Here is a 20,715-nt window from a genome sequence, read left to right as displayed (position 1 = left end):
GGGAGAACGCGTTCGCCGGCGATGCGGCAAGTTGGCGCATAGTCACCCGGACGTGCGGACGAGGTGAGTTACCCGGACGAGAGCGGGGAATCCACCCACCATGATCGACAATCCCGAGGACACCACCGGCGCCACTCCGCACCACGACACCGCGATCCGCAGCTACTACGAGACCGGCGACGTCGACGCCTTCTACGACGCCGTATGGGGCGGCGAGGACATCCACGTCGGCGTCTACGCCCATGCGCACGAGGCGATCGCGGACGCCTCGCACCGTACCGTCGAGCACGCGGCGAACAACGCCGCGGACCTGCTCGGCCCGCACGCGACCGTGCTCGACCTCGGCTCCGGATACGGCGGATCGGCCCGCGCGCTCGCCGAACGCTTCGGCTGCCGGGTCGTGGCCCTCGACCTCAGCGAGGAGCACAACCGGCGCCACCGTGCGGCCAACGCCCGGCGTGGACTGGACGGCCTGATCGAGGTCGTCACCGGCTCCCTCAACGAACTGCCCTACGAAGCGGAGCGGTTCGACGTCGTATGGTCCCTGGAGGTCCTCAGCCACGTGCCGGACAAGGAGAGCGCACTGGCCGAGGCCGTACGCGTACTCAAGCCGGGCGGCGCCGTGGTCTTCTCGGACATCATGATGGCCGAGGCGACCCCGGCGGAGGCCGTACGGCCCGCGATCTCCCGGCTCTCCATGCCGACCCTGGCGACACCGTCCTTCTACCTGGACCTGCTCTCCGGCCTCGGCCTCAAGGACGTCGATTTCGAGGACCGCACAGCGGACATCACCACCCACTACGCACGCCTCGACGAGGAGGTCCACCGGCGCGCGGCCGAACTGCGCGACGTCATCAGCCCCGCCTACGTCGACGAGCTGCTGACCAACCTTCCCCTCTGGACCGACATCACCCGTCGCGGCCTGCTGCGCTGGGGCATCTTCCACGCCCGGCGGCCGGCTGCCTGAGCCGTACCGTTCCTCATCCCCTGCTCTCCGGGAGGTCCAGATCGGCTCGGACGATCTTGCCAACCGGGGACCGGTCGAGGACGGTCCAGCAGGTGGCGAGCGCGGCGACGAGGATCATCCCGCGGCCGGTCTCGGAGTCGGGCGCGGGCGGAGTGAGCGTCCAGGGGTCGGGTGGGCGCCGCTCCGTCCGCGTGTCGGCGACCTCGATCCGCAGGGTGCCCGGCCGGGCCGAGCCCGGCAGCTTCACGAGCCGCAGCTCGAAGTCCCGGCCGGACACCCGGCCATGGGTGACCGCGTTGGCGGCGAGTTCCCCGACGATGGCGGCGGCGGTGTCCGAGACTTCGCCGCCGTACGGGAAGCCCCAGACATCGAGTTGCTGGACGGCGAGATGGCGCGCGAGACGGGCCCCGCGCGGGGTGGCGCTGAAACGCTGCGTGAACATCCGTACGGCGACGGTCGGCTGTACTGGCATGGGGCCAACGCTGCTGGTCAGCAGGCTCGTACGCCAGGTACTCAGCTCGTACTCCGGAAACTGTACGAGTTCAGTACGTGGACGGGACGAGTAACCAGCCGTAACGATGGGTGACTTGCGGGGCAGTCAGTACCAGTGACATCGGGAGCACCCGACCATGGAAGACAGCAGCACCGACCACCACTACGACGGCGGCGAACCGCCCGAGCCGTCCGGCAGTCTGCGCACCTTCGGCGCCGTCTATCAAGGGTTCCGCGAGAACGCGGGATTCACGCAGGAGTCCCTGGCACCGGAGATCCGGTATTCGGCGCACTACATCGGCTCCGTCGAACAGGGCCGACGCCTCCCGTCGAAGAAGTTCATCGACCGCTCGGAGGACACGCTCCACGCGAACGGAGTGCTGCGGAAGGCGGCCAAGCGGCTGTCGAAGCAGCCGGGACTGGCTCGCTGGTTCCGTGAATGGGCGGTGCTGGAGAAGCAGGCGATCAGCCTCTTCACGTACGAATGCCGGCTGGTTCCCGGCTTGTTACAGACGGAGGCATACGGCCGAACGTTGTTCACGCAGCAGGTCCCGCACCTGGACGACGACAAGATCGAGGCCCAGTGGGCAGCACGGTCCGAGCGCCAGCGGCTGCTGCGCGAACGCCCGAACACCGCGTTCAGCTTCATCCTCGAAGAGCATCTATTCCTGCGTCGCATGGGTGGCGCGGAGGTCACCAGGCAACTCATCGACCACGTCCTCGAAATCTCCGAGATCCGGAACGTAGAAACCCAGCTCATGCCGCTGGTGCAAGAAAAACATGCCGGGTTGGACGGACCGATGCGGCTGCTGGAGACCCCCGATAACGAATGGTTCGGCTACTGCGAGGGTCAGCGCGGCGGCCTGTTCATCTCCGACGCGAAAGAGCTGAGTGTCCTTCAAATGCGGTATGCGAGACTGCTTTCGCAGGCTCTGACACCTGACGACTCGCGGAGCCTGCTGATGCAGATCCGAGGAGCGCTATGAGCAGCACCCCCGAACTGACCTGGTTCAAAAGCAGCTACAGCGGTGGCGACGGCGACGACTGCGTAGAAGTCGCCCTCTCCTGGCACAAGTCCAGCTACAGCGGCGACGATTCCGGCGACTGCATAGAAATCGCCGCCTGCCCCACCACCGTCCACGTCAGGGACTCCAAGGACCAAGACGGCCCGCAGCTCGCAGTGGCGGCCGAATCCTGGGCAGCGTTCGTCTCGTACGCCGCCCAGGACGCCTGACCCGAGGTCATCCCGGCCGCGGGCCGGTCGACCCCCGTACGACCAGTTCCGGCTGGAAGACGAACTCGGTGCGCTGGACGGGGTTTCCCTGGATCTCCTCGATGAGCGCGCCCACCGCGGCGGTCGCCATGGCCTGCACTGGCTGCCGCACCGTGGTCAGCGGTGGGTCGGTGAAGGCGATCAGCTGGGAGTCGTCGAAGCCGACGACGGAGAGGTGCCCGGGAACCTCAAGTCCCCTTTGGCGGGCGGCGCGTACCGCGCCCAGCGCCATCAGGTCGCTGCCGCAGACGATGCCGGTGCAGCCCTCGTCGAGCAGTGCGGCGGCTGCCGCGTGGCCGCCCTCGACGCTGAACAGGGTGTGGCGGACGAGTCGTTCGGCCTGCCCCCTCGACAGGCCGAACGACTCCCTCAGCGCGGCGGTGAAGCCCTCCGCCTTGCGGCGGGAGGGCACGTAGCGGGCCGGGCCGACCGCCAGGCCGATGCGCTCATGGCCCAGTTCGGCGAGATGGCGTACGGCCATACGGGCCGCGGCCCCGTCGTCCGGTGAGACGAAGGGCGCGTCGATGCGGTCGTTGTAGCCGTTGATCAGGACGTACGGCACGCCCCGGGAGGTGAGGCGGGCGTAGCGGGACGGGTCGGCGGCGGTGTCGGCGTGCAGACCGGACAGGAAGACGATGCCGGTGACGCCGCGCTCTTCCAACTGCTCGACGAGTTCGTCCTCGGTGGCGCCGCCGGGCATCTGGGTGCAGAGCACCGGCGTGTAGCCATGGCCGGCCAGGGACTGCTCGATGATCTGGGCGAAGGCGGGGAAGATCGGGTTGGTCAGCTCCGGGATGACCAGGCCGACGAGCCCGGCGCTCCGCCGTTTCAGCCGTACGGGGCGTTCGTAGCCGAGGACGTCGAGCGCGGCGAGCACCCGCTGCCGGGTGCCCGCCGCCACGCCCGCCTTGCCGTTCAGGACGCGGCTGGCGGTGGCCTCGCTGACCTGTGCCTGGGCGGCGATGTCCGAGAGGCGCGGGGTCACTCCGCCCACCAGATCGTGGCCTCGGCGGGGATTTCACGAATTTCGGAAACTTCGAGATTTTCGGGAACGCTCAATGCGCCGTGGGCGTTGGACGGTTGACGGGAGGAGGAGAGGGCCGCGAGGGCGGACGGAGTGGAGGCGACAGAGGCCGCGGGGACGAACGGAGTGCGGGAGGAGAGGAGGAGCCGGACGGGGGGCAGCGTCAGCCGTACCGCCTCACCGGTGGTGTTCACCGTGCAGATGAGGCCGCCGGGGCGCCGGAAGGCCAGGACGCCGGCGGGGGCGTCCAGCCACTCGACCGAGTCGCCGGCGCCGAGGCCGGGGTGGCTGCGGCGTATCGCCAGCGCGCTGCGGTAGAGCTCCAGGGTGGAGTCCGGGTCACCGGTCTGGGACGCGGCGGTGAGGGCGGCCCAGTCGGCGGGCTGGGGCAGCCAGCTGCCGCCGTCGCCGAAGCCGTACGGGGGCGCCGTGCCGCTCCAGGGGATCGGCACGCGGCAGCCGTCACGGAGGCCGTCCTGGCCGCTGGCGCGGAAGAAGGACGGGTCCTGGCGGACGTCGTCGGGCAGGTCGGTGACCTCCGGCAGGCCCAGTTCCTCGCCCTGGTAGAGGTACGCGGAGCCGGGCAGCGCCAGCATCAGGAGGGTGGCGGCGCGGGCGCGGGCCAGGCCGCCGCCGAGGCGGGTGCGGTGGCGGACGACGTCGTGGTTGGAGAGGACCCAGGTGGTGGGTGCGCCCACGGGGCGCATGGCGGCGAGGGAGGAGTCGATGGCGTCGCGGAGCGCCTCCGCGTCCCAACGGGTGTTCAGGTAGTGGAAGTTGAAGCCCTGGTGGAGTTCGTCGGGGCGGACGTAGAGGGCGAGGCGTTCGACGCTGGGGGCCCATGCCTCGGCGACGCCGATCCGCTCCCCGGCGTACTCGTCCAGGACCGTGCGCCAGGAGCGGTAGATGTCGTGGACGCCGTCCTGGTCGAAGAAGGGGAGGACCTGTGAGCCGATCAGCCGGGCCTGTTCGCCGCGGCCGATGTCGGGGAGGCCGGGGGCCTTGACCATGCCGTGGGCGACGTCGATCCGGAAGCCGTCCACGCCCAGGTCCAGCCAGAAGCGGAGGATGGAGCGGAACTCGTCCTGGACTGCGGGGTGTTCCCAGTTGAAGTCGGGCTGTTCGGGGGCGAAGAGATGGAGGTACCACTCGCCGTCGGGGAGGCGGGTCCAGGCGGGGCCGCCGAAGATGGACTCCCAGTCGTTGGGCGGCAGTTCGCCGTTGGCGCCGCGGCCCTTGCGGAAGTGGAAGCGCTCGCGCAGCACCGATCCGGGGCCCTCGGCGAGCGCGCGGCGGAACCATTCGTGCTGGTCGGAGCAGTGGTTGGGGACGATGTCGGTGATGATGCGGAGGCCCAGGTGATGTGCTTCGCGGATGACCGACTCGGCGTCCTTGAGGGTGCCGAACATCGGGTCGGTGGCGCGGTAGTCGGCGACGTCGTAGCCGGCGTCGGCCTGCGGGGAGGCGTAGAACGGGCTGAGCCAGACCGCGTCCACGCCCAGGTCGCGGAGGTGGGGCAGCCGGCTGCGGATGCCCTGGAGGTCGCCCATGCCGTCGCCGTTTCCGTCGGCGAAGCTGCGCGGATAGACCTGGTAGATCACGGCGTCCCGCCACCAGTCGGCGGCGGCGTTGCCGGGAGTGCTGTTCCCCCTGGTGGCGTGCGCAGGAGTGACGTTGTGCTGTCGGGTCATGTCATCCCTTGGTGGTACCGGCGGTCAGTCCGGATACGAGGTGGCGCTGGGCGAAGGCGAAGACGAGCGCGGCCGGTACGGCGATGATCACGGCGGCGGCGGTCATCGAACCCCAGTCGTTGGTGTACTGGTTGACGAAGGTCTGGAGGCCCCCGGCGAGCGTCAGGTTCTCCTCGCCGGTCATGAAGGCGGAGGCGTAGGCGACCTCGGCCCAGGCCGTGACGAAGGTGTAGAAGCCGGTGACGGCGAGGCCGGGGCGGGCGAGCGGGAGGACCAGGCGCCAGAAGGTGCCGAAGGGGTTGAGGCCGTCGACGCGGCCCGCCTCGTCGATCTCCACCGGGATGGTGTCGAAGAAGCCCTTCATCATCCAGGCGCAGAACGGCACGGCGATGGTCAGGTAGGTGATGACCAGTCCGGCGGGCTGGTTGAGCAGGCCGAGGGAGGCGAGGAGGTTGTAGAGCGGCACGATCAGTACCGCGACCGGGAACATCTGGGTGATCAGCAGCAGCCACATCAGCGGGCGCATCCCGGGGAAGCGGAAGCGGCTGACGGCATAGCCGGTGGTGGCGGCGATGAAGACGCCGAGGACGGTGGTCAGTCCGACGATGATCACGGAGTTCTTGAACCAGGTCAGGAATTCCGTGTCCGCCACCACATGTGTGTAGTTGGCGAGCGTGAAGTGGCTGACCAGGCTGGTGGAGAAGGCGTCGTTCCTGGGTTTGAAGGAGGTGATCAGCAGCCAGAGGGGCGGGAAGACCGCGATGACGGCGGCGAGCGCCAGGGCGGTGTGCAGCCCGGCGGAGGCCAGCCAGTGCCGTTCGTTGCGCCGACGAGCCACGGTCACCACACCTCTCCCTGCTTGCGCAGCGCCCGGCGGTAGACGATCGCGACGACCGAGAGCAGTGCCAGGATCAGTACGCCCCAGGCGGCGGAGCCGGAGAAGTCGCGGGGGCTGTCGACGAAGGAGAGGCGGTAGGCGTAGGTCACCAGGATTTCGGTGGCATCGCCGGGGCCGCCCCTGGTGAGCAGGTAGATCACCGGGAACATGTTGAAGGTCCAGATGGTGGAGAGCAGGATCACGGTGCCGCTCACCGCGCGCAGCCCGGGCACGGTGATGTTGCGGAAGCGCTGCCAGGGCCCGGCGCCGTCCATCTCGGCGGCCTCGTAGAGCTCGCCGGGGATGGACTGGAGTCCGCCGAGCAGTGCGACGAGCATGAAGGGCACGCCCAGCCAGACGTTGACGGCGATGACGGAGAGCTTTGCCCAGGTCGGGTCGTTGAGCCAGGGGACGGCGTCGATGCCGCCGCCGGCCAGCAGCTTGTTGAGGATGCCGTTCTTCTCGTTGTAGAGCATCCGCCAGGTGAAGACGGAGATGAAGGCGGGGATGGCCCAGGGGAGGATCAGCGCGAGGCGGTAGAAGGTACGGCCGCGCAGCGTCCGGTTGAGCATCGTGGCGAGCGTGAGCCCGATCAGGAAGGTGACACAGACGCAGGCGACGGTCCACGCCACGGTCCAGCCGAGGCGGTCCCAGAAGACGCTGTCGGTCAGGACGGCCCGGTAGTTGTCCAGGCCGACGAAGTGGTAGGTGGCGGGGATGTGGTTCATGCCGATCGAGCGCTCGACATTGGCCTCGTTGGCGTCGGTCAGGGAGAGGTAGCCGCCGCGTACGAGGGGGTAGCCGATGATGACGCCGATGACGAGGACGACCGGGGCGACCATCGCCCAGGCGTACCAGTGCGTGCCGAGCGCGCGGCGGGCCCGTACGGCGAGCGTCACTTGTAGTCCTTGAGCAGCTTGCGGTAGGCGTCACCGGTGGCCTTGGCGGCGGCTTCGGGCGTGGCGGCGCCGGTGAGCACCTTGTTCATCTGGACCTTGACCGGCTCGAAGAGGGAGTTGCCCTGGGCGATCCAGGGGCGCTGGACGGCGCCGTCGACGGCGGGCTTGAAGAACTTCACCATCTCGTTCTGCTGGACGGCCGGGACGTGGTAGACGGACGTGCGGGTGGGCAGCAGGCTGAGCTTGTCGGTGGTCTCCTGCTGGACCTTCGCGGAGCTCATGTACTGCACGAAGGCGTAAGCGGCCTGCAAGTTCTTGCTGCCGGCGTAGACGGAGAGGTCCCAGCCGCCCTGCGGGGAGCCCTGTGCGGTGCTGCCGCCGGGTACGGGCGCGACGCCGAGGTTGCTCTTGTCCTGGAAGGCCTTGCCGGCGCGGGCGCCCTCGATGTCCCAGGGGCCGTCGATCGCCATCGCGACGGTGCCGTCCTTGAGGGCCTTGAGCTGGTTCTCCTGGCCGTCGGTGGCGTCGGTGACGGCGGCCTTGGAGTCGACGAGGTTCTTGATGGTGCGGAACGCCCTGACCCCGGCGGCGTTGTCGATCTTGATGGTCTTGCTGTGCGCGTCGACCATGTCGCCGCCCTCGCCGTAGAGGTAGGGCAGGAACCAGTAGGGGTCGTCGCCGCGCAGGTAGAGGGCGGTGGCGCCGGTCTTGTCCTTGATCTTCTGGGCGGCGGCGGCCAGTTCGGCGAAGGTCTTGGGGACGGGGACGCCGGCGTCCTTGAGGAGCTTCTTGTTGTAGAAGAGGCCGAGGGTGTCGATGACCTGGGGCGCGGCGTAGGTCTTGCCGTTGAACTTGGTCGAGCCGACGGCCTGCGGGAGGTAGTCGGCGGTCTTGTCGAGGGCGGGGGTGCCGTCCAACGGGGCGAGATAGCCGAGGTTGGCGAAGTCGGCGACCCAGGCGACCTCGGTGCGCATCACGTCGGGGGCGCCCGCACCGCCGCCGGCGGCGTTCTTGAACTTGGCGTTGGCGTCGCCGAAGGGGACGTTCACATAGGTGACGTGGACCTTGGGGTGCTCCTTCTGGAAACCCTCGGCCAGCTTCTGGTAGGTGGCCTTCTCGGCGTCGTTGGAGGTGTCCCAGAAGGTAACGGTTCCGGACAGTTCACCGCCCGCGCCGCTGCCGTCGCCACCCCCGCCTCCGCACGCCGTCGCCGCCAGTGCCAGGCCCGCTACCAGCGCGGTGGCGAGAGCGCCACGTATGCCACGCCGCATGTGAACTCCTTAGGAAAAGCCTCAGTTGGCGGTCTGGAACGTAACAGCGCCGAAAACAAACCGAAAGATGTTGCGGGAATTTTCTGCAAGATGATTGGAAGACTTTGCAGTGTGATGGCCGGAACGGGACCCTCTGCCACCCCTACCCGCCGTCACCCACCGTCACCCGCCGCCCGCCCGAGCGTTGACTCCGTGGAAGCACCTTCGCCTCTTGACCTGACAGGGACGGCAGATGACCCAGGAGCTCACTTCCCCCAGCCCCGCCCCCCAGGCCGCCGGACCGGACCGAGGTCCTCAATGGTGGCGCGATGCCGTCATCTACCAGGTCTACGTCCGCTCCTTCGCCGACAGCGACGGCGACGGCATCGGCGATCTGCGCGGGGTGCGCGAACGGCTGCCGTATCTGCGGGACCTGGGCGTGGACGCCGTCTGGCTCACCCCCTTCTACGCCTCCCCCCAGGCCGACGGCGGCTACGACGTCGCCGACTACCGCGCCGTCGACCCGCTCTTCGGCAGCCTCCAGGACGCCGGCGACCTCATCGGCGCCGCGCATGAGCTGGGCCTGCGGGTCATCGTCGACATCGTCCCCAACCACACCTCCGACCGGCACCCGTGGTTCCAGGACCCCGAACTCGCCCGGCAGCGCTACGTCTTCCGCCCCGGCAAGGGCGGGCAGGGCGAACTTCCGCCCAACGACTGGGAGTCGGTCTTCGGCGGCCCGGCCTGGACCCGTACCGACCGCGGCGACTGGTATCTGCACCTCTTCGCCCCCGAGCAGCCCGATCTCGACTGGGAGCGCCCGGAGGTGCACGAGGAGTTCGCCGCCATCATGCGCTTCTGGCTGGACCTGGGCGTCGACGGCTTCCGGATCGACGTCGCCCACGGCATGGTCAAGGCGGCCGGCCTCCCCGACATCGGACACGGCGAGCAGGCCCGGCTGATCGGCAGCCAGGTGCTGCCGTTCTTCGACCAGGACGGGGTGCACGCCATCCACCGCACCTGGCGCCGGCTGCTGGACGGCTATCCCGGCGAGCGGATCGGCGTCGCCGAAGCCTGGGCCCCCAGCATCGAGCGCCTCGCCCTCTACGTCCGGCCCGACGAGCTCCACCAGGCGTTCAACTTCCAGTTCCTGAACACCGGTTGGGACGCCGGGGCGCTGCGCCAGGTCATCGACGCCTCGCTCACCGCAACCGCCTCGGTCGGCGCACCCACCACCTGGGTGCTCTCCAACCACGACGTCGTCCGCCACACCACCCGCCTCGGCGGCGGCCTCGACCGTGCCCGCGCCGCCACGCTCCTGATGCTGGCGCTGCCCGGTTCCGCGTACCTCTACCAGGGCGAGGAACTGGGCCTGCCGGAGGTCACCGACCTGCCCGACGACGTCCGCCAGGACCCGGCGTTCTTCCGCGGCGGCCGTTTCGCGGGAGACGGGCAGGGGGCCGACGGCTGCTCCGGGGCCAGCGGGCAGGACGGCTTCCGGGACGGCTGCCGGGTGCCGCTCCCCTGGTCCGGTGAAGCGCCGCCGTACGGCTTCGGGCACGGGGGCAGCTGGCTGCCGCAGCCCGCGGGCTGGCACCGGTTGAGCGTCGCGGCGCAGACCGGCGACCCGTCCTCCACCCTGGAGCTCTACCGCACCGCTCTGGAGCTGCGCCGCCGTCTGCCGGGGCTGGGCGACGGGGAGATGAGCTGGCGGCCGGCCCCCGAGGGAGTGCTGGCCTTCGCCCGCCCCGGGATGCTGTGCACGGTCAACACCCTGGGCCGGGACACCGAACTCCCGCTGCCCGGCGAGCCGTTGCTGTCCAGCGCGCCGGTGGCCGTGGACGGCGGCTCGGCGACGGTCCCGGGGGACAGCTGCACCTGGTGGGCAATCTGACATGCGACCGGTACAGTCCCGTTCCATGACCGCCCGGCTGGCCGATATCGCAGCGCAGGCGGGTGTCAGCGAGGCCACCGTCAGCCGGGTTCTCAACGGGAAGCCCGGTGTCTCCGCCACCACCCGCCAGTCCGTGCTGGCCGCCCTCGACGTGCTGGGCTACGAGCGCCCGGTGCGGCTGCGGCAGCGCAGCGCCGGCCTGGTCGGGCTGATCACCCCGGAGCTGGAGAACCCCATCTTCCCCGCCTTCGCCCAGGTCATCGGGCAGGCGCTGACCCGCCAGGGCTACACACCCGTACTGGCCACCCAGACGCCCGGCGGCTCCACCGAGGACGAGCTGACCGAGATGCTGGTGGACCGCGGGGTGGCCGGCATCATCTTCGTCTCCGGGCTGCACGCGGACACCTCCGCCGACATGACGCGCTACGACCAGCTGCGCGGCCAGGGCGTGCCGTTCGTCCTCATCAACGGCTTCTCCGACAAGGTGCAGGCGCCGTTCGTCTCCCCCGACGACCGCGCCGCGGTGCATCTTGCGGTCACCCATCTCACCGCGCTGGGGCACCGGCGGATCGGGCTGGCGCTCGGCCCCAAGCGGTTCGTTCCGGTCCGGCGGAAGATCGAGGGGTTCGTCCGCTGCATGCAGGAGCAACTGGGCATCGAGCCGGCCGCGGCGGAGCCGTTCATCCAGCACTCGCTCTACACCCTGGAGGGCGGCCAGGCCGCGGCGGGCGCGCTGATCGAGCGGGGCGCCACGGCCATCGTCTGCGCCAGCGACATGATGGCGCTCGGCGCGATCCGGGCGGCCCGGCAGCGCGGGCTGGACGTCCCGCGGGAGATCTCCGTGGTCGGCTTCGACGACTCGCCGCTGATCGCCTTCACCGATCCGCCGCTGACCACCATCCGCCAGCCGGTGCCCGCCATGGGCCAGGCCGCGGTACGGGCCCTGCTGGAGGAGATCGGCGGCACCCCGGCGCCGCACAGCGAGTTCGTCTTCCATCCCGAGCTGGTGGTGCGCGGTTCGACGGCATCCGCCCCGAAAGCGGCGCCGCCGACGGCATCGGCGACCTCGACAACACCAGCGAAGCCGACAAAGGTCCCAAAACCGGCAAAGCAGTCCAAAGCGGCAAAGATTCCCCGGCCGTCGCGGGGCAGTTAGCGGACGGACGGCGCACTCCCGGGGCAACCGGGCGGTGTCCGGCGGGCATCCGCGAGGTGTACAGGGGTGACCCTTAGGGGGAACCCCTCTCCTCCCCGTGGGGGATCCGGGGAGTCGCATACCCGACCCGCGGATGATCGGCGACACACCCCTTTCTGGCAGACTGTCTACCTATGGGTGAAGCGAATGTGAGGACTCTGGAAGACCTGCCAGCCACCCCGCCGCCCAACGGGGAGCGCGCGGACCGCCCGGACGGCAGGGGGCGACTGGCCCAGCTGAGGTCCCCTCGCACACCCCGTCTCTGGTTCGAGGTCCTGCTGATCGCGGTCAGCTACTGGACGTACTCGCTCATCCGCAACGCGGTGCCCGAGCAAAAGGCCCAGGCACTGAAGAACGCCGACTGGATCTGGCGGACGGAGCACTCGCTGGGCATCGCCGTCGAGCACACCGTCAACCACGCGGTGAATTCGGTGACCTGGCTGATCGTGTCGATGAACTACTACTACGCGACGCTGCACTTCATCGTGACGATCGGCGTGCTGATCTGGCTCTACCACTGGCACCCCGGGCGCTATGCGGCGGCCCGGCTGGCGCTGTTCGCCACCACCGGTATCGCGCTGGTCGGCTACTACTTCTACCCGCTGGCGCCGCCCCGGCTGATGCCGGACGGCGGTTTCGTCGACACCGTCATCGAGCACGGCACCTGGGGCTCGATGGCGTCCGGCAACCTCGCCTCGATGTCCAACCAGTACGCCGCGATGCCCTCGATGCACATCGGCTGGTCGCTGTGGTGCGGGCTCACCATCGCGCTGCTGGCGAAGCCCGTGTGGGGCAAGGTGCTGGGGCTGCTCTACCCGGCCACGACGCTGACGGTCATCGTCTCGACCGCCAACCACTTCTGGCTGGACGCGCTGGGCGGGGCGCTGTGCCTGGCCTTCGGCTGTGCACTGGCCTTCGCCTGGTACGGGACGCTGCCGCACCGGCTGGCCCGGCACGTGGCGCCGCAGCCGGAGTTGGAGCTGGAGCCACTCCGGGCGTGAGGGCGTGGACGTCCGAGGGTCTGAGGCGGGCCGCAGACGGCCCGCGTCCGGACCATACGGTCCGGGCGCCGCCGGTCGTCGCAGGGCTCAGCCCTCGTAGAACAGCTCCTCCATGACGCCCCGGGCCCGCCGGGTGATCCGCCGGTAGTCGTCGACCATGTCCCCGACGTGGCCTTCCTCGTAGCCGAGGTAGCGGCCCACCGCCGCCAGCTCCCGGCCGTCCGCCGGGAAGGTGTCGCCGGGACGGCCGCGCACCAGCATCACGGCGTTGCGCACCCGCGCCGCCAGCACCCATGCCTCGTCCAGCGTCTGGGCGTCCTCGGTGCCGATCAGCCCGGCGGCGTGCGCGGCGGCCAGCGCGTCGCGGGTCCGGGTCGTGCGCAGCCCGGGGATCTCCCAGCCGTGCCGCATCTGCATCAGCTGGATCGTCCACTCGACGTCGCTCAGCCCGCCGCGCCCCAGCTTGGCGTGGGTGGTCGGGTCCGCGCCGCGGGGCAGCCGCTCGGACTCCATCCGGGCCTTGAGCCGGCGGATCTCGCGGACCGCTTCGTCGCCCAGCCCCTCGGCCGGATAGCGCAGCGGGTCGATCAGCTCGACGAACCGCTCCCCCAGGTCCGCGTCCCCGGCGACCGGTTCGGCGCGCAGCAGCGCCTGCGCCTCCCACACCAGCGACCAGCGCCGGTAGTACGCCGCGTACGAGTTGAGGCTGCGCACCAGCGGGCCCGACCTGCCCTCCGGGCGCAGATCCGCGTCGATGAGCAACGGCGGGTCGGAGGACGGGATCTGGAGGAGCCGGCGCATCTCGTTGGCGACGGCGTGGGCGGCCTTGGCGGCCTCGTGCTCGTCGGCGCCCTCGCGCGGTTCGTGCACGAAGAGCACATCGGCGTCCGAGCCGTAGCTCAGCTCGTGGCCGCCGAAGCGGCCCATGCCGATCACCGTGAAGCGGGTGGGCAGGGTGTCGCCCCACCGCTCGCGGACCGCGGCCCGCAGGGCGCCCGCGAGAGTGGCCGCGTTGACGTCGGACACCGCCGAGCCGACCGCGTCGACGGCATGGCCGTGGTCGGTCTCGACCGGGCTGAACTCCGTGCCGTACGCGCCGATCACATCCGCCGCGGCGGTACGGAACAGCTCCCGGCGGCGCACCCCGCGGGCCACCGCCACCGCCGACTCGGCACCGTCCGCGCGACCCACCGCGGCCAGCACCTCCTGCTCCAGGGCGGCCCGGGCGCGCGGCTGGAGCCCGTCGGCGGCGCCGAGCAGGGCGACCGCCTCGGGGGCGCGCAGCAGCAGATCGGGGGCGAGCCGGCCGGCGGACAGCACCCGGGCGAGGTTCTCGGCGGCGGCGCCCTCGTCGCGCAGCAGCCGCAGGTACCAGGGGGTCTTGCCCAACGCGTCCGACACCTTGCGGAAGTTGAGCAGTCCGGCGTCCGGGTCGGCGGAGTCCGCGAACCAGGCGAGCAGCACCGGCAGCAGCGTCCGCTGGATCGCCGCCTTGCGGGTCACCCCGGACGCCAGCGCCTCCAGATGCCGCAGCGCGCCCGCCGGGTCGGCGTAGCCCAGCGCCTCCAGGCGGTGGCCGGCGGCCCTGGCGGACAGCCGGGTCTCCCCGGGCTCCAGATGGGCCACGGCGTCCAGCAGTGGCCGGTAGAACAGCTTCTCGTGCAGCCGGCGCACCTCGCGCGCGTGCCACTTCCACTCCCGGCGCAGCGTCTCGGCCGGTTCGGTCCGCAGCCCCAGCGAGCGCGCCAGCCGCCGCAGTTCGGTGTCTTCCTCCGGCATCAGGTGGGTACGGCGGAGCCGGAAGAGCTGGATGCGGTGCTCCAGGGTGCGCAGGAAGCGGTAGGCGGCGTCGAGGGCCGCGGCGTCCTGGCGCCCCACGTAGCCGCCGGCCGCGAGCGCCGCCAGTGCGTCCAGGGTGGTGGCGCTGCGCAGTGTGGCGTCGCTGCGGCCGTGCACCAACTGGAGGAGCTGGACGGCGAATTCGACGTCGCGCAGCCCGCCGGGGCCGAGCTTGAGCTCCCGGTCGACCTGGGCGGCGGGGATGTTCTCGACGACCCGGCGGCGCATCTGGCGGACGTCGGCGACGAAGTTCTCCCGCTCGGCGACGTCCCAGACCATCGGCGACAGCGCGTCGACGTACTCCTGGCCCAGCGCCACGTCCCCGGCCATCGGGCGGGCCTTGAGCAGCGCCTGGAACTCCCAGGTCTTGGCCCAGCGCTGGTAGTAGGCGAGGTGGCTGCTGAGGGTGCGCACCAGCGGGCCGTTGCGGCCCTCGGGGCGCAGGTTGGCGTCCACCGGCCAGATGGTGCCCTCGACCGTGCTGTCCGAGCACAGCCGCATCATCCGGGCGGCGAGCCGGGTCGCGGCCTGGAGCGCCTTGGCCTCCTCGGCGCCCTCCCGGGGCTCGGCGACGAAGATGACATCGACGTCCGAGACGTAATTCAGCTCCCGGCCGCCGCACTTGCCCATGCCGATGACCGACAGCCGGCACAGCGCGGCGTCGCCGGGCTGCTCCTCGTAGGCGATCTCCAGGGCGGCGCGGACGGTGGCGGTGGCCAGGTCCGCGAGCTCGGCGGCGGCCTCGGCGAGATCGGTGGTGCCGCACACGTCGCGGGCCGCGATGCCCAGCAGGCTGCGGCGGTAGGCGGCGCGCAGCGCGTCCGCGCGCGGCCGGTCGGCACCCCGCTCGCCCCACACGCCCTCGGCGAGCGCCTGCTCGAACTCGGGCGTGGTGGGGTGCAGGTCGACCGACTCGTAGGTGACCAGCGACCGCCAGTCCTGCGGGTGCCGGGCCAGGTGGTCGGCGAGCGCCTCGGAGGCGCCCATGACCCCCAGCAGCCGGTCGCGCAGCGGCTTGGCGGCGGCCACGGTGGCCAGCAGCTCCTGCCGCTCGTCCGGCTCCTGCGCCTCCACCAGGCGCACCAGGCCGAGCAGCGCCAGGTCGGGGTCGGCGGTGGCCCCGAGCGCTTCGAGGAGCACCGAGTCCTCGCGTACGGAGGCGAGTTCGGGGGCGTCGAGCAGCTTCCCGGCGGCCGAGGGGTCGGTGAAACCGTGCCTCAGCAGCCGGGTGAAGGTGCTGCTCCGCCGTCCCTGCGGGGCGGGTAGTGCCATCGGGCGGCCTCTCGGTGACGGGTCGGCTCGGACACGGGGGCTGGTCCGGGGTCAGCGCACCGGCGGCATCGTCCGCAGCTCGGAGGCGGTGGCCTCGGAGGGGTACTCCTCCCACTCCTGCTTCTTGTTGCGGAGGGATCGACGCATGGTGCTCCTCACCCGAAACGACTCTACCGGCGGGCCCTCTGACCTGCGGCGGAGCGGTCGTCGTCGGTCGTCGTCGGACGCCCACGGACGGACCGCGGACGGACCGGCACGGTGCCGCCCCTGCCTACGGGGGCCGGCCGCTAACGTTAGCGGCTCCGCCGGCGCCCTCGTAGGGCGCTGATCACTGTGTCAGCGGTTCGTGGCCCGGTCGGTGTCAGCAGTTGGCGGCCGGGTCGGCAGATGTTCGCCGGGGCCGGCGCCAGGAGTTCTCCCCGACCGCCTCCCCGCCCCGCCCACAGGAGTTCTCCCCGACCGCCTCCTTGCCCCGCCCGCCCGGAGGCATCGGCGAAAGGGCGGACGACACGCGGAAGGGTGCGGGAGCATTCGGATCGCCCCGGACGGATTCGGAGAGCGCCGAAAGGGTTCGGGAAGATTCGGAAAGCACGGCGGCGGCACACCGCACCACTTTGCGATTATCGGGCCGAGGCCGACCCTTATGGTCGCGAAAGGCCGGTGAAGTAGGCACCTCGAAAAGCCAGTTCACCAGATTCCCCACGATTCACCCGATCAGCCGCACTCCGGGCGAAACCCGCCCCGGGAGCATGCATGGTGATTGAGTGAACGCTCTGCCAGATGAATCGCCCGAAGAAAGGAGCACTTCGACATGAATCACTCGAAGAAGACTGTTTCGCGAATATTCACGGTCAGCGCCGCCCTGGGCATCGCTCTCGCGGCAGGGTCGGCGACGGCCACCTCCGCCATCGCCGCGACACCGCTCGCCTCCCACGTCGCCGTGAAGGCCCCGGCCGCCCAGGCGCGCGCAGCCGACGGCCACGGCCGCCACCACGGCGGGGGCGAAGGCGACGAGGGGGACTGCAAGGGCCTCATCGTCCTCCTCTGCGCGTGACGGGTCTCCCGCACGTGCTCGGGCGAGGCTGAGGAGGAGGGCAATGCTCCCGCGCCGTTCCCCCTCGGCCTCACCCAGTGCCTGAAGTCGGCACCTCGGCGAGGAATTCGCGAACACGGAAATCCCGCTCACCGGCGGGTCGGAATGCGATTCCCTCGCCCGAATCACCGCCGTTTCCCCTTACGGCATTCCGCCGAGGCATTCCGTCTGCACTTTCCGCCCGCGTATTCCGCCAAGAATGCGCGGCGCGGCGTTCAATCCTTCGAGGACACCGCAACAAGGAAGTGCAGACGCCAGGCACGATGCCGGATATCGCCGTGAATTCCACCGGGAGACGGCCCGGGGAGGGCGGGACGGGCGTGGGGGTCCACGTCACATGCCGTGGACCCCCACACCGTTGCCCGCTGGAGAAGCGCTCTGACCTGCGGTTACAGCACCGGCAGCATCTTCCGCAGCTCGAAGGCGGTGACCTCGGAGCGGTACTCCTCCCACTCCTGCTTCTTGTTGCGCAGGAAGAAGTCGAAGACGTGCTCGCCCAGCGTCTCGGCGACCAGTTCGCTGCGCTCCATCAGCTCGATGGCCTCGCCGAGGTTCTGCGGCAGCGGCTCGATGCCCATCGCGCGGCGCTCGGAGTCGGACAGCGCCCAGACGTCGTCGTCGGCGCCGGCCGGGAGCTCGTAGCCCTCCTCGATGCCCTTGAGGCCGGCCGCGAGCAGCACCGCGTACGTCAGGTACGGGTTGGCGCCGGAGTCGATCGAGCGGACCTCGACCCGGGTCGAGCCCATCTTGCCGGGCTTGTACATCGGTACGCGGATCAGCGCGGAGCGGTTGTTGTGGCCCCAGCAGATGTACGAGGGGGCCTCGCCGCCGGCGCCCGCGGTGCGGTTGGCGCCGCCCCAGATGCGCTTGTAGGAGTTGACCCACTGGTTGGTGACGGCGGAGATCTCGCCGGCGTGCTTGAGCAGGCCGGCGATGAAGGAACGTCCCACCTTGGAGAGCTGGTACTCCGAGCCCGACTCGTGGAAGGCGTTGCGGTCGCCCTCGAAGAGGGAGAGGTGGGTGTGCATGCCCGAGCCCGGGTACTCGGAGAACGGCTTGGGCATGAAGGTGGCCTGCACGCCCTGCTCCAGCGCGACCTGCTTCATCACCAGCCGGAAGGTCATGATGTTGTCCGCGGTGGAGAGCGCGTCGGCGTACCGCAGATCGATCTCCTGCTGGCCCGGGGCGCCCTCGTGGTGGCTGAACTCCACCGAGATCCCCATCGACTCCAGCATCGTGATCGCCTGGCGGCGGAAGTCCATGCCGACGTTCTGCGGGGTGTGGTCGAAGTAGCCCGAGGAGTCGCCGGGGATCGGCCGGGAGCCGTCGACCGGCTTGTCCTTGAGCAGGAAGAACTCGATCTCGGGGTGGGTGTAGAAGGTGAAGCCGAGGTCGGAGGTCTTGGCGAGGATGCGCTTGAGCACGTAGCGCGGATCGGCGTACGAGGGCGAGCCGTCCGGCATCAGGATGTCGCAGAACATCCGGGCGGTGCCCGGGGCCTCGGCACGCCACGGCAGGATCTGGAACGTGCCCGGATCCGGCTTGGCGATCATGTCGGACTCGTACACCCGGGCAAACCCCTCGATGGCCGAGCCGTCGAAGCCGATGCCCTCGTCGAACGCCTGCTCCAGCTCGGCCGGCGCCACCGCCACGGACTTGAGGAACCCGAGAACGTCGGTGAACCACAGCCGGACGAAGCGAATGTCGCGCTCTTCCAGCGTCCGGAGCACAAACTCCTGCTGCTTGTCCATGGGTCACCAATCCTTGCAGGTCATTCGGCCTGTCCACGCGCGTGGAACACCGCGGTCCGGCACACCAGTATCACGTCAGGGGGTTACCGTCACATTACGCACCCTTGGCCTGAATCAGAACCGCTGACCCGTGACCCCCATCGCGCATCTTTCCCGCAGTGGCCCCCCTCAGCGCAACGGGACGCGACAATCGGCCGGCTTGGCGCAGTCTTGGACGGCCCCAGAAGCCCTGTTGACCGGCTGTTGAGCGCTCCGTGCCATGGCGTTCCTGCGTTCCCCCGGGCCGCACGAACGCCCGCCGCGGCGGGCGGATGGCCGCTCCGCCCGCCCCTCACGGGAGGTCCAGGACGGCCCTGACCACCGCCCCCGGCGCGTCCGCCATCACCAGGTGGCCGGAGGGCGCGGCGACCGCGAAGTGGCCGCCCAGTTCCGCCGCGAGAGCCCGCTGGCGCTCCAGCCAGCGCAGTCCGCGGGGCGACTCGCTGCCGTCGTAGGCCGCCAGGACGGCGACCGGGAGGGCGGGCAGCGGGCGGTGGCGGCGCAGCGCGGCGAGTTCGGCGGCCTGGTAGGGGTAGGTGGCGTTCTCCAGGACGCAGGCCCGCAGGACCCGGCTGGTGCGGTAGCCGGCGTGCTCCCACCCGTGCCGGGGGTGCCGGCCGACGGTCGAGGCGCGGGTTATCAGACGGCGGGCGGCGGGTCCGAGCAGCTGCGGCAGCCCGGCGGCGGACAGTGCGCCCGCGAGGCCGCCCGCCCAGGCCGTACGGACCGCGCGCGGCAGGCGGGGCCGGGGGTCCTCCTCGATGCTGCCGTCGACGAGGACCAGACCGGCGCAGCGGGCGGGGTGCAGCCGGGCGAACGCCTCGGCATGGAACCCGGCGAGCGAGTGCCCGACGACCGTCGCCGGCCCCACGTGGCCCAGCGCGTCGAGGAGTTGGGCGATCCGGTCGGCCTCGGCGGCGAGGCCGGGCGGCCGGCGGGCGGCGGCGCTGAGGCCGAGTCCGGGCCGGTCGAACCGGACGACGGTGCGGTACGAGGCGAGCAGCGCGGCGACCGCGTCCCAGTCGAACCAGGCCATGCCTAGTCCGCCGCTGAGGACGCACAGCGGTCCGCGGCCCTCGCGCAGCACGTGCAGCGGCAGACCGCCCACACGCACCATGCGGCCGGGGGCGGGGCGGGTCCGTACGGGCTGGTTCACGGTTCTCCTCACGGCGGGTCCGGTGGGCGCGGCGTCAGCCGCTACGGCGACGGGCGCGCGGGCGCGGCACCGGGGGCGGCCGGGGGCGGGTGCGCCGCGGGCGCCGTGCGGGCCGCGGCGGTGCCCGGCCGCGCGAGGCACCCGGCGAGCAGCGCGATGTAGAGGGCGACCAGCAGGACCTGGACGCGCTGGCCGACGCCGAGCGCCCAGGTGCCGCGGTCCGCGGTGAAGGCGGCGACCGCGGCCAGGGTCCAGAGCGTGGCGGCGAGTTCCGCCAGCACCAGCGGCGGGCCGAAGCGGGCCAGCGCCGGCCAGCGGTCGTAGCGGCGGGCGGCCACCGTGAGCAGGACCAGCGCGGCGAGCGCACCGACCATGGCGAGGGAGCTGCTGACGGCGTGCGCGGTGTGGGTGGCCGGGACCAGCCCGGCGGTCTCCCGGGCCGCGCACTCCGGGTCGCCGGTCGGCGCGCAGCTCAGCGGCAGCCGGGAGTCCAGCGCGGTGGCGGCGCCGAACAGCACCAGCGCGGCCCAGCCGGCCACCGCCCAGGGCCGCCGCTCCGCGGCTGCCGGCCCGGTCGGCTCCGCCTGTCCCGCCGGCCCCGTCAGCGCGGTCAGCGCACCGGCGAGCACCAGCAGCCCGGCGACCAGGTCGGTGGCGCGGAACAGGCCGCCGAGCGGCTGGTCGGCGGCGGCCAGTTCGCTGACGTACGCCCGCACCGGGTCCAGGCCCGTGACGATCACCAGCTCCAGGACCCAGGCCGTGTAGGCGACCGCGCCGAGCAGCAGGAGCGCGGCGGCGGTGCGGCGGGCTGCGGGGCGGGTGCGGTTCACGGGCATCCTGGTGTTCGGGTGGTCCCGACGGCGCGTCCGGAATGCCGGATATGCCAGAGGAGCGGGAAGGCCAAGAATAGGCGGATGGTCCACCGGACGCGGCGAGCACGGCGCGATGGGCCACCTCCAGGGCCGGCCGGCCCGGGAGCAAGGGTGCGTCCGTTGGTCCCCG

Annotated in this window: 17 protein-coding genes and 1 pseudogene; 7 read left to right on the top strand and 11 right to left on the bottom strand. The window is 71.1% G+C overall.

The window, feature by feature from the left end:
- Positions 1-100 precede the first annotated feature (100 nt).
- Positions 101-967 carry a class I SAM-dependent methyltransferase gene (locus tag IEZ17_RS08455; RefSeq protein WP_189298059.1) on the top strand — a complete coding sequence of 289 codons (867 nt, stop codon included), beginning with the start codon at positions 101-103 and terminating at the stop codon, positions 965-967.
- Between the two features lie 13 nt (positions 968-980).
- Here the strand turns inward: IEZ17_RS08455 and IEZ17_RS08450 are convergent, their stop codons facing one another.
- Positions 981-1,439, bottom strand: coding sequence for an ATP-binding protein (locus tag IEZ17_RS08450; RefSeq protein ID WP_229852060.1), 459 nt, complete (start codon positions 1,437-1,439; stop codon positions 981-983).
- Between the two features lie 157 nt (positions 1,440-1,596).
- Here IEZ17_RS08450 and IEZ17_RS08445 point away from each other — a divergent pair, with 157 nt between their 5' ends.
- On the top strand, positions 1,597-2,445 hold the full coding sequence (locus IEZ17_RS08445) for a helix-turn-helix domain-containing protein (RefSeq protein ID WP_189298057.1): 849 nt from the start codon (positions 1,597-1,599) through the stop codon (positions 2,443-2,445).
- The gene (locus IEZ17_RS08440) at positions 2,442-2,693 is read left to right on the top strand and encodes a DUF397 domain-containing protein (protein ID WP_189298056.1); all 252 of its coding nucleotides are present in this window, start codon (positions 2,442-2,444) and stop codon (positions 2,691-2,693) included. Before IEZ17_RS08445 ends, IEZ17_RS08440 begins: the two co-directional genes overlap by 4 nt.
- A gap of 7 nt (positions 2,694-2,700) precedes the next feature.
- Here IEZ17_RS08440 and IEZ17_RS08435 read toward each other — a convergent pair whose 3' ends face one another.
- The 5 genes from IEZ17_RS08435 to IEZ17_RS08415 are packed head-to-tail and all read right to left on the bottom strand — an operon-like array spanning position 2,701 to position 8,494.
- Positions 2,701-3,726, bottom strand: coding sequence for a LacI family DNA-binding transcriptional regulator (locus tag IEZ17_RS08435; RefSeq protein ID WP_189298054.1), 1,026 nt, complete (start codon positions 3,724-3,726; stop codon positions 2,701-2,703).
- Positions 3,714-5,447, bottom strand: a complete 1,734-nt coding sequence (locus IEZ17_RS08430) for a glycoside hydrolase family 13 protein (RefSeq protein WP_189298052.1) — start codon at positions 5,445-5,447, stop codon at positions 3,714-3,716. Before IEZ17_RS08430 ends, IEZ17_RS08435 begins: the two co-directional genes overlap by 13 nt.
- A 1-nt stretch (position 5,448) precedes the next feature.
- Entirely contained in the window at positions 5,449-6,291 is an 843-nt protein-coding gene (locus tag IEZ17_RS08425; protein ID WP_189298050.1) for a sugar ABC transporter permease, read from the bottom strand.
- Complete coding sequence (locus IEZ17_RS08420) at positions 6,288-7,223, bottom strand: carbohydrate ABC transporter permease (protein WP_189298048.1); 936 nt, start codon at positions 7,221-7,223, stop codon at positions 6,288-6,290. The genes IEZ17_RS08425 and IEZ17_RS08420 overlap by 4 nt, the downstream gene beginning before the upstream one ends.
- Entirely contained in the window at positions 7,220-8,494 is a 1,275-nt protein-coding gene (locus tag IEZ17_RS08415) for an extracellular solute-binding protein (RefSeq protein ID WP_189298046.1), read from the bottom strand. The genes IEZ17_RS08420 and IEZ17_RS08415 overlap by 4 nt, the downstream gene beginning before the upstream one ends.
- Before the next feature lie 232 nt (positions 8,495-8,726).
- On the opposite strand from IEZ17_RS08415, the gene IEZ17_RS08410 reads away from it, so the two are divergent.
- From IEZ17_RS08410 to IEZ17_RS08400, 3 genes are all read left to right on the top strand, one after another.
- A complete protein-coding gene (locus tag IEZ17_RS08410; protein WP_189298044.1) occupies positions 8,727-10,367 on the top strand; it encodes a glycoside hydrolase family 13 protein in 1,641 nt (546 codons plus the stop codon).
- A gap of 25 nt (positions 10,368-10,392) precedes the next feature.
- Complete coding sequence (locus IEZ17_RS08405; protein ID WP_189298042.1) at positions 10,393-11,523, top strand: LacI family DNA-binding transcriptional regulator; 1,131 nt, start codon at positions 10,393-10,395, stop codon at positions 11,521-11,523.
- A gap of 173 nt (positions 11,524-11,696) precedes the next feature.
- Complete coding sequence (locus tag IEZ17_RS08400; RefSeq protein ID WP_189298040.1) at positions 11,697-12,563, top strand: phosphatase PAP2 family protein; 867 nt, start codon at positions 11,697-11,699, stop codon at positions 12,561-12,563.
- A gap of 87 nt (positions 12,564-12,650) precedes the next feature.
- Here IEZ17_RS08400 and IEZ17_RS08395 read toward each other — a convergent pair whose 3' ends face one another.
- Both IEZ17_RS08395 and IEZ17_RS08390 read right to left on the bottom strand, forming a co-directional pair.
- Positions 12,651-15,674 carry a bifunctional [glutamine synthetase] adenylyltransferase/[glutamine synthetase]-adenylyl-L-tyrosine phosphorylase gene (locus IEZ17_RS08395; protein WP_189298038.1) on the bottom strand — a complete coding sequence of 1,008 codons (3,024 nt, stop codon included), beginning with the start codon at positions 15,672-15,674 and terminating at the stop codon, positions 12,651-12,653.
- 51 nt (positions 15,675-15,725) lie between these two features.
- Positions 15,726-15,809 (bottom strand): annotated as a pseudogene (locus IEZ17_RS08390) (glutamine synthetase); the annotation flags it as partial.
- Between the two features lie 676 nt (positions 15,810-16,485).
- Here IEZ17_RS08390 and IEZ17_RS08385 point away from each other — a divergent pair.
- Positions 16,486-16,728 carry a hypothetical protein gene (locus IEZ17_RS08385; protein ID WP_189298034.1) on the top strand — a complete coding sequence of 81 codons (243 nt, stop codon included), beginning with the start codon at positions 16,486-16,488 and terminating at the stop codon, positions 16,726-16,728.
- Between the two features lie 428 nt (positions 16,729-17,156).
- Here the strand turns inward: IEZ17_RS08385 and glnA2 are convergent, their stop codons facing one another.
- The 3 genes from glnA2 to IEZ17_RS08370 form a co-directional block, all read right to left on the bottom strand.
- Complete coding sequence (gene glnA2, locus IEZ17_RS08380) at positions 17,157-18,518, bottom strand: gamma-glutamylpolyamine synthetase GlnA2 (protein ID WP_069568045.1); 1,362 nt, start codon at positions 18,516-18,518, stop codon at positions 17,157-17,159.
- 331 nt (positions 18,519-18,849) lie between these two features.
- Positions 18,850-19,674 (bottom strand): alpha/beta fold hydrolase, encoded by an 825-nt coding sequence (locus tag IEZ17_RS08375; protein ID WP_189298368.1) that lies wholly within the window; start codon positions 19,672-19,674, stop codon positions 18,850-18,852.
- An 80-nt stretch (positions 19,675-19,754) separates the two neighbouring features.
- Positions 19,755-20,549, bottom strand: a complete 795-nt coding sequence (locus tag IEZ17_RS08370) for a DUF998 domain-containing protein (RefSeq protein WP_189298032.1) — start codon at positions 20,547-20,549, stop codon at positions 19,755-19,757.
- Positions 20,550-20,715: the final 166 nt, after the last annotated feature.

It is taken from the genome of Streptomyces albospinus, from assembly GCF_014648695.1.
Lineage (GTDB): Bacteria > Actinomycetota > Actinomycetes > Streptomycetales > Streptomycetaceae > Streptomyces > Streptomyces albospinus.
The sequence above is the reverse complement of the archived record's forward strand: the minus strand, read 5'-3'. Positions and strand labels throughout refer to the sequence as shown.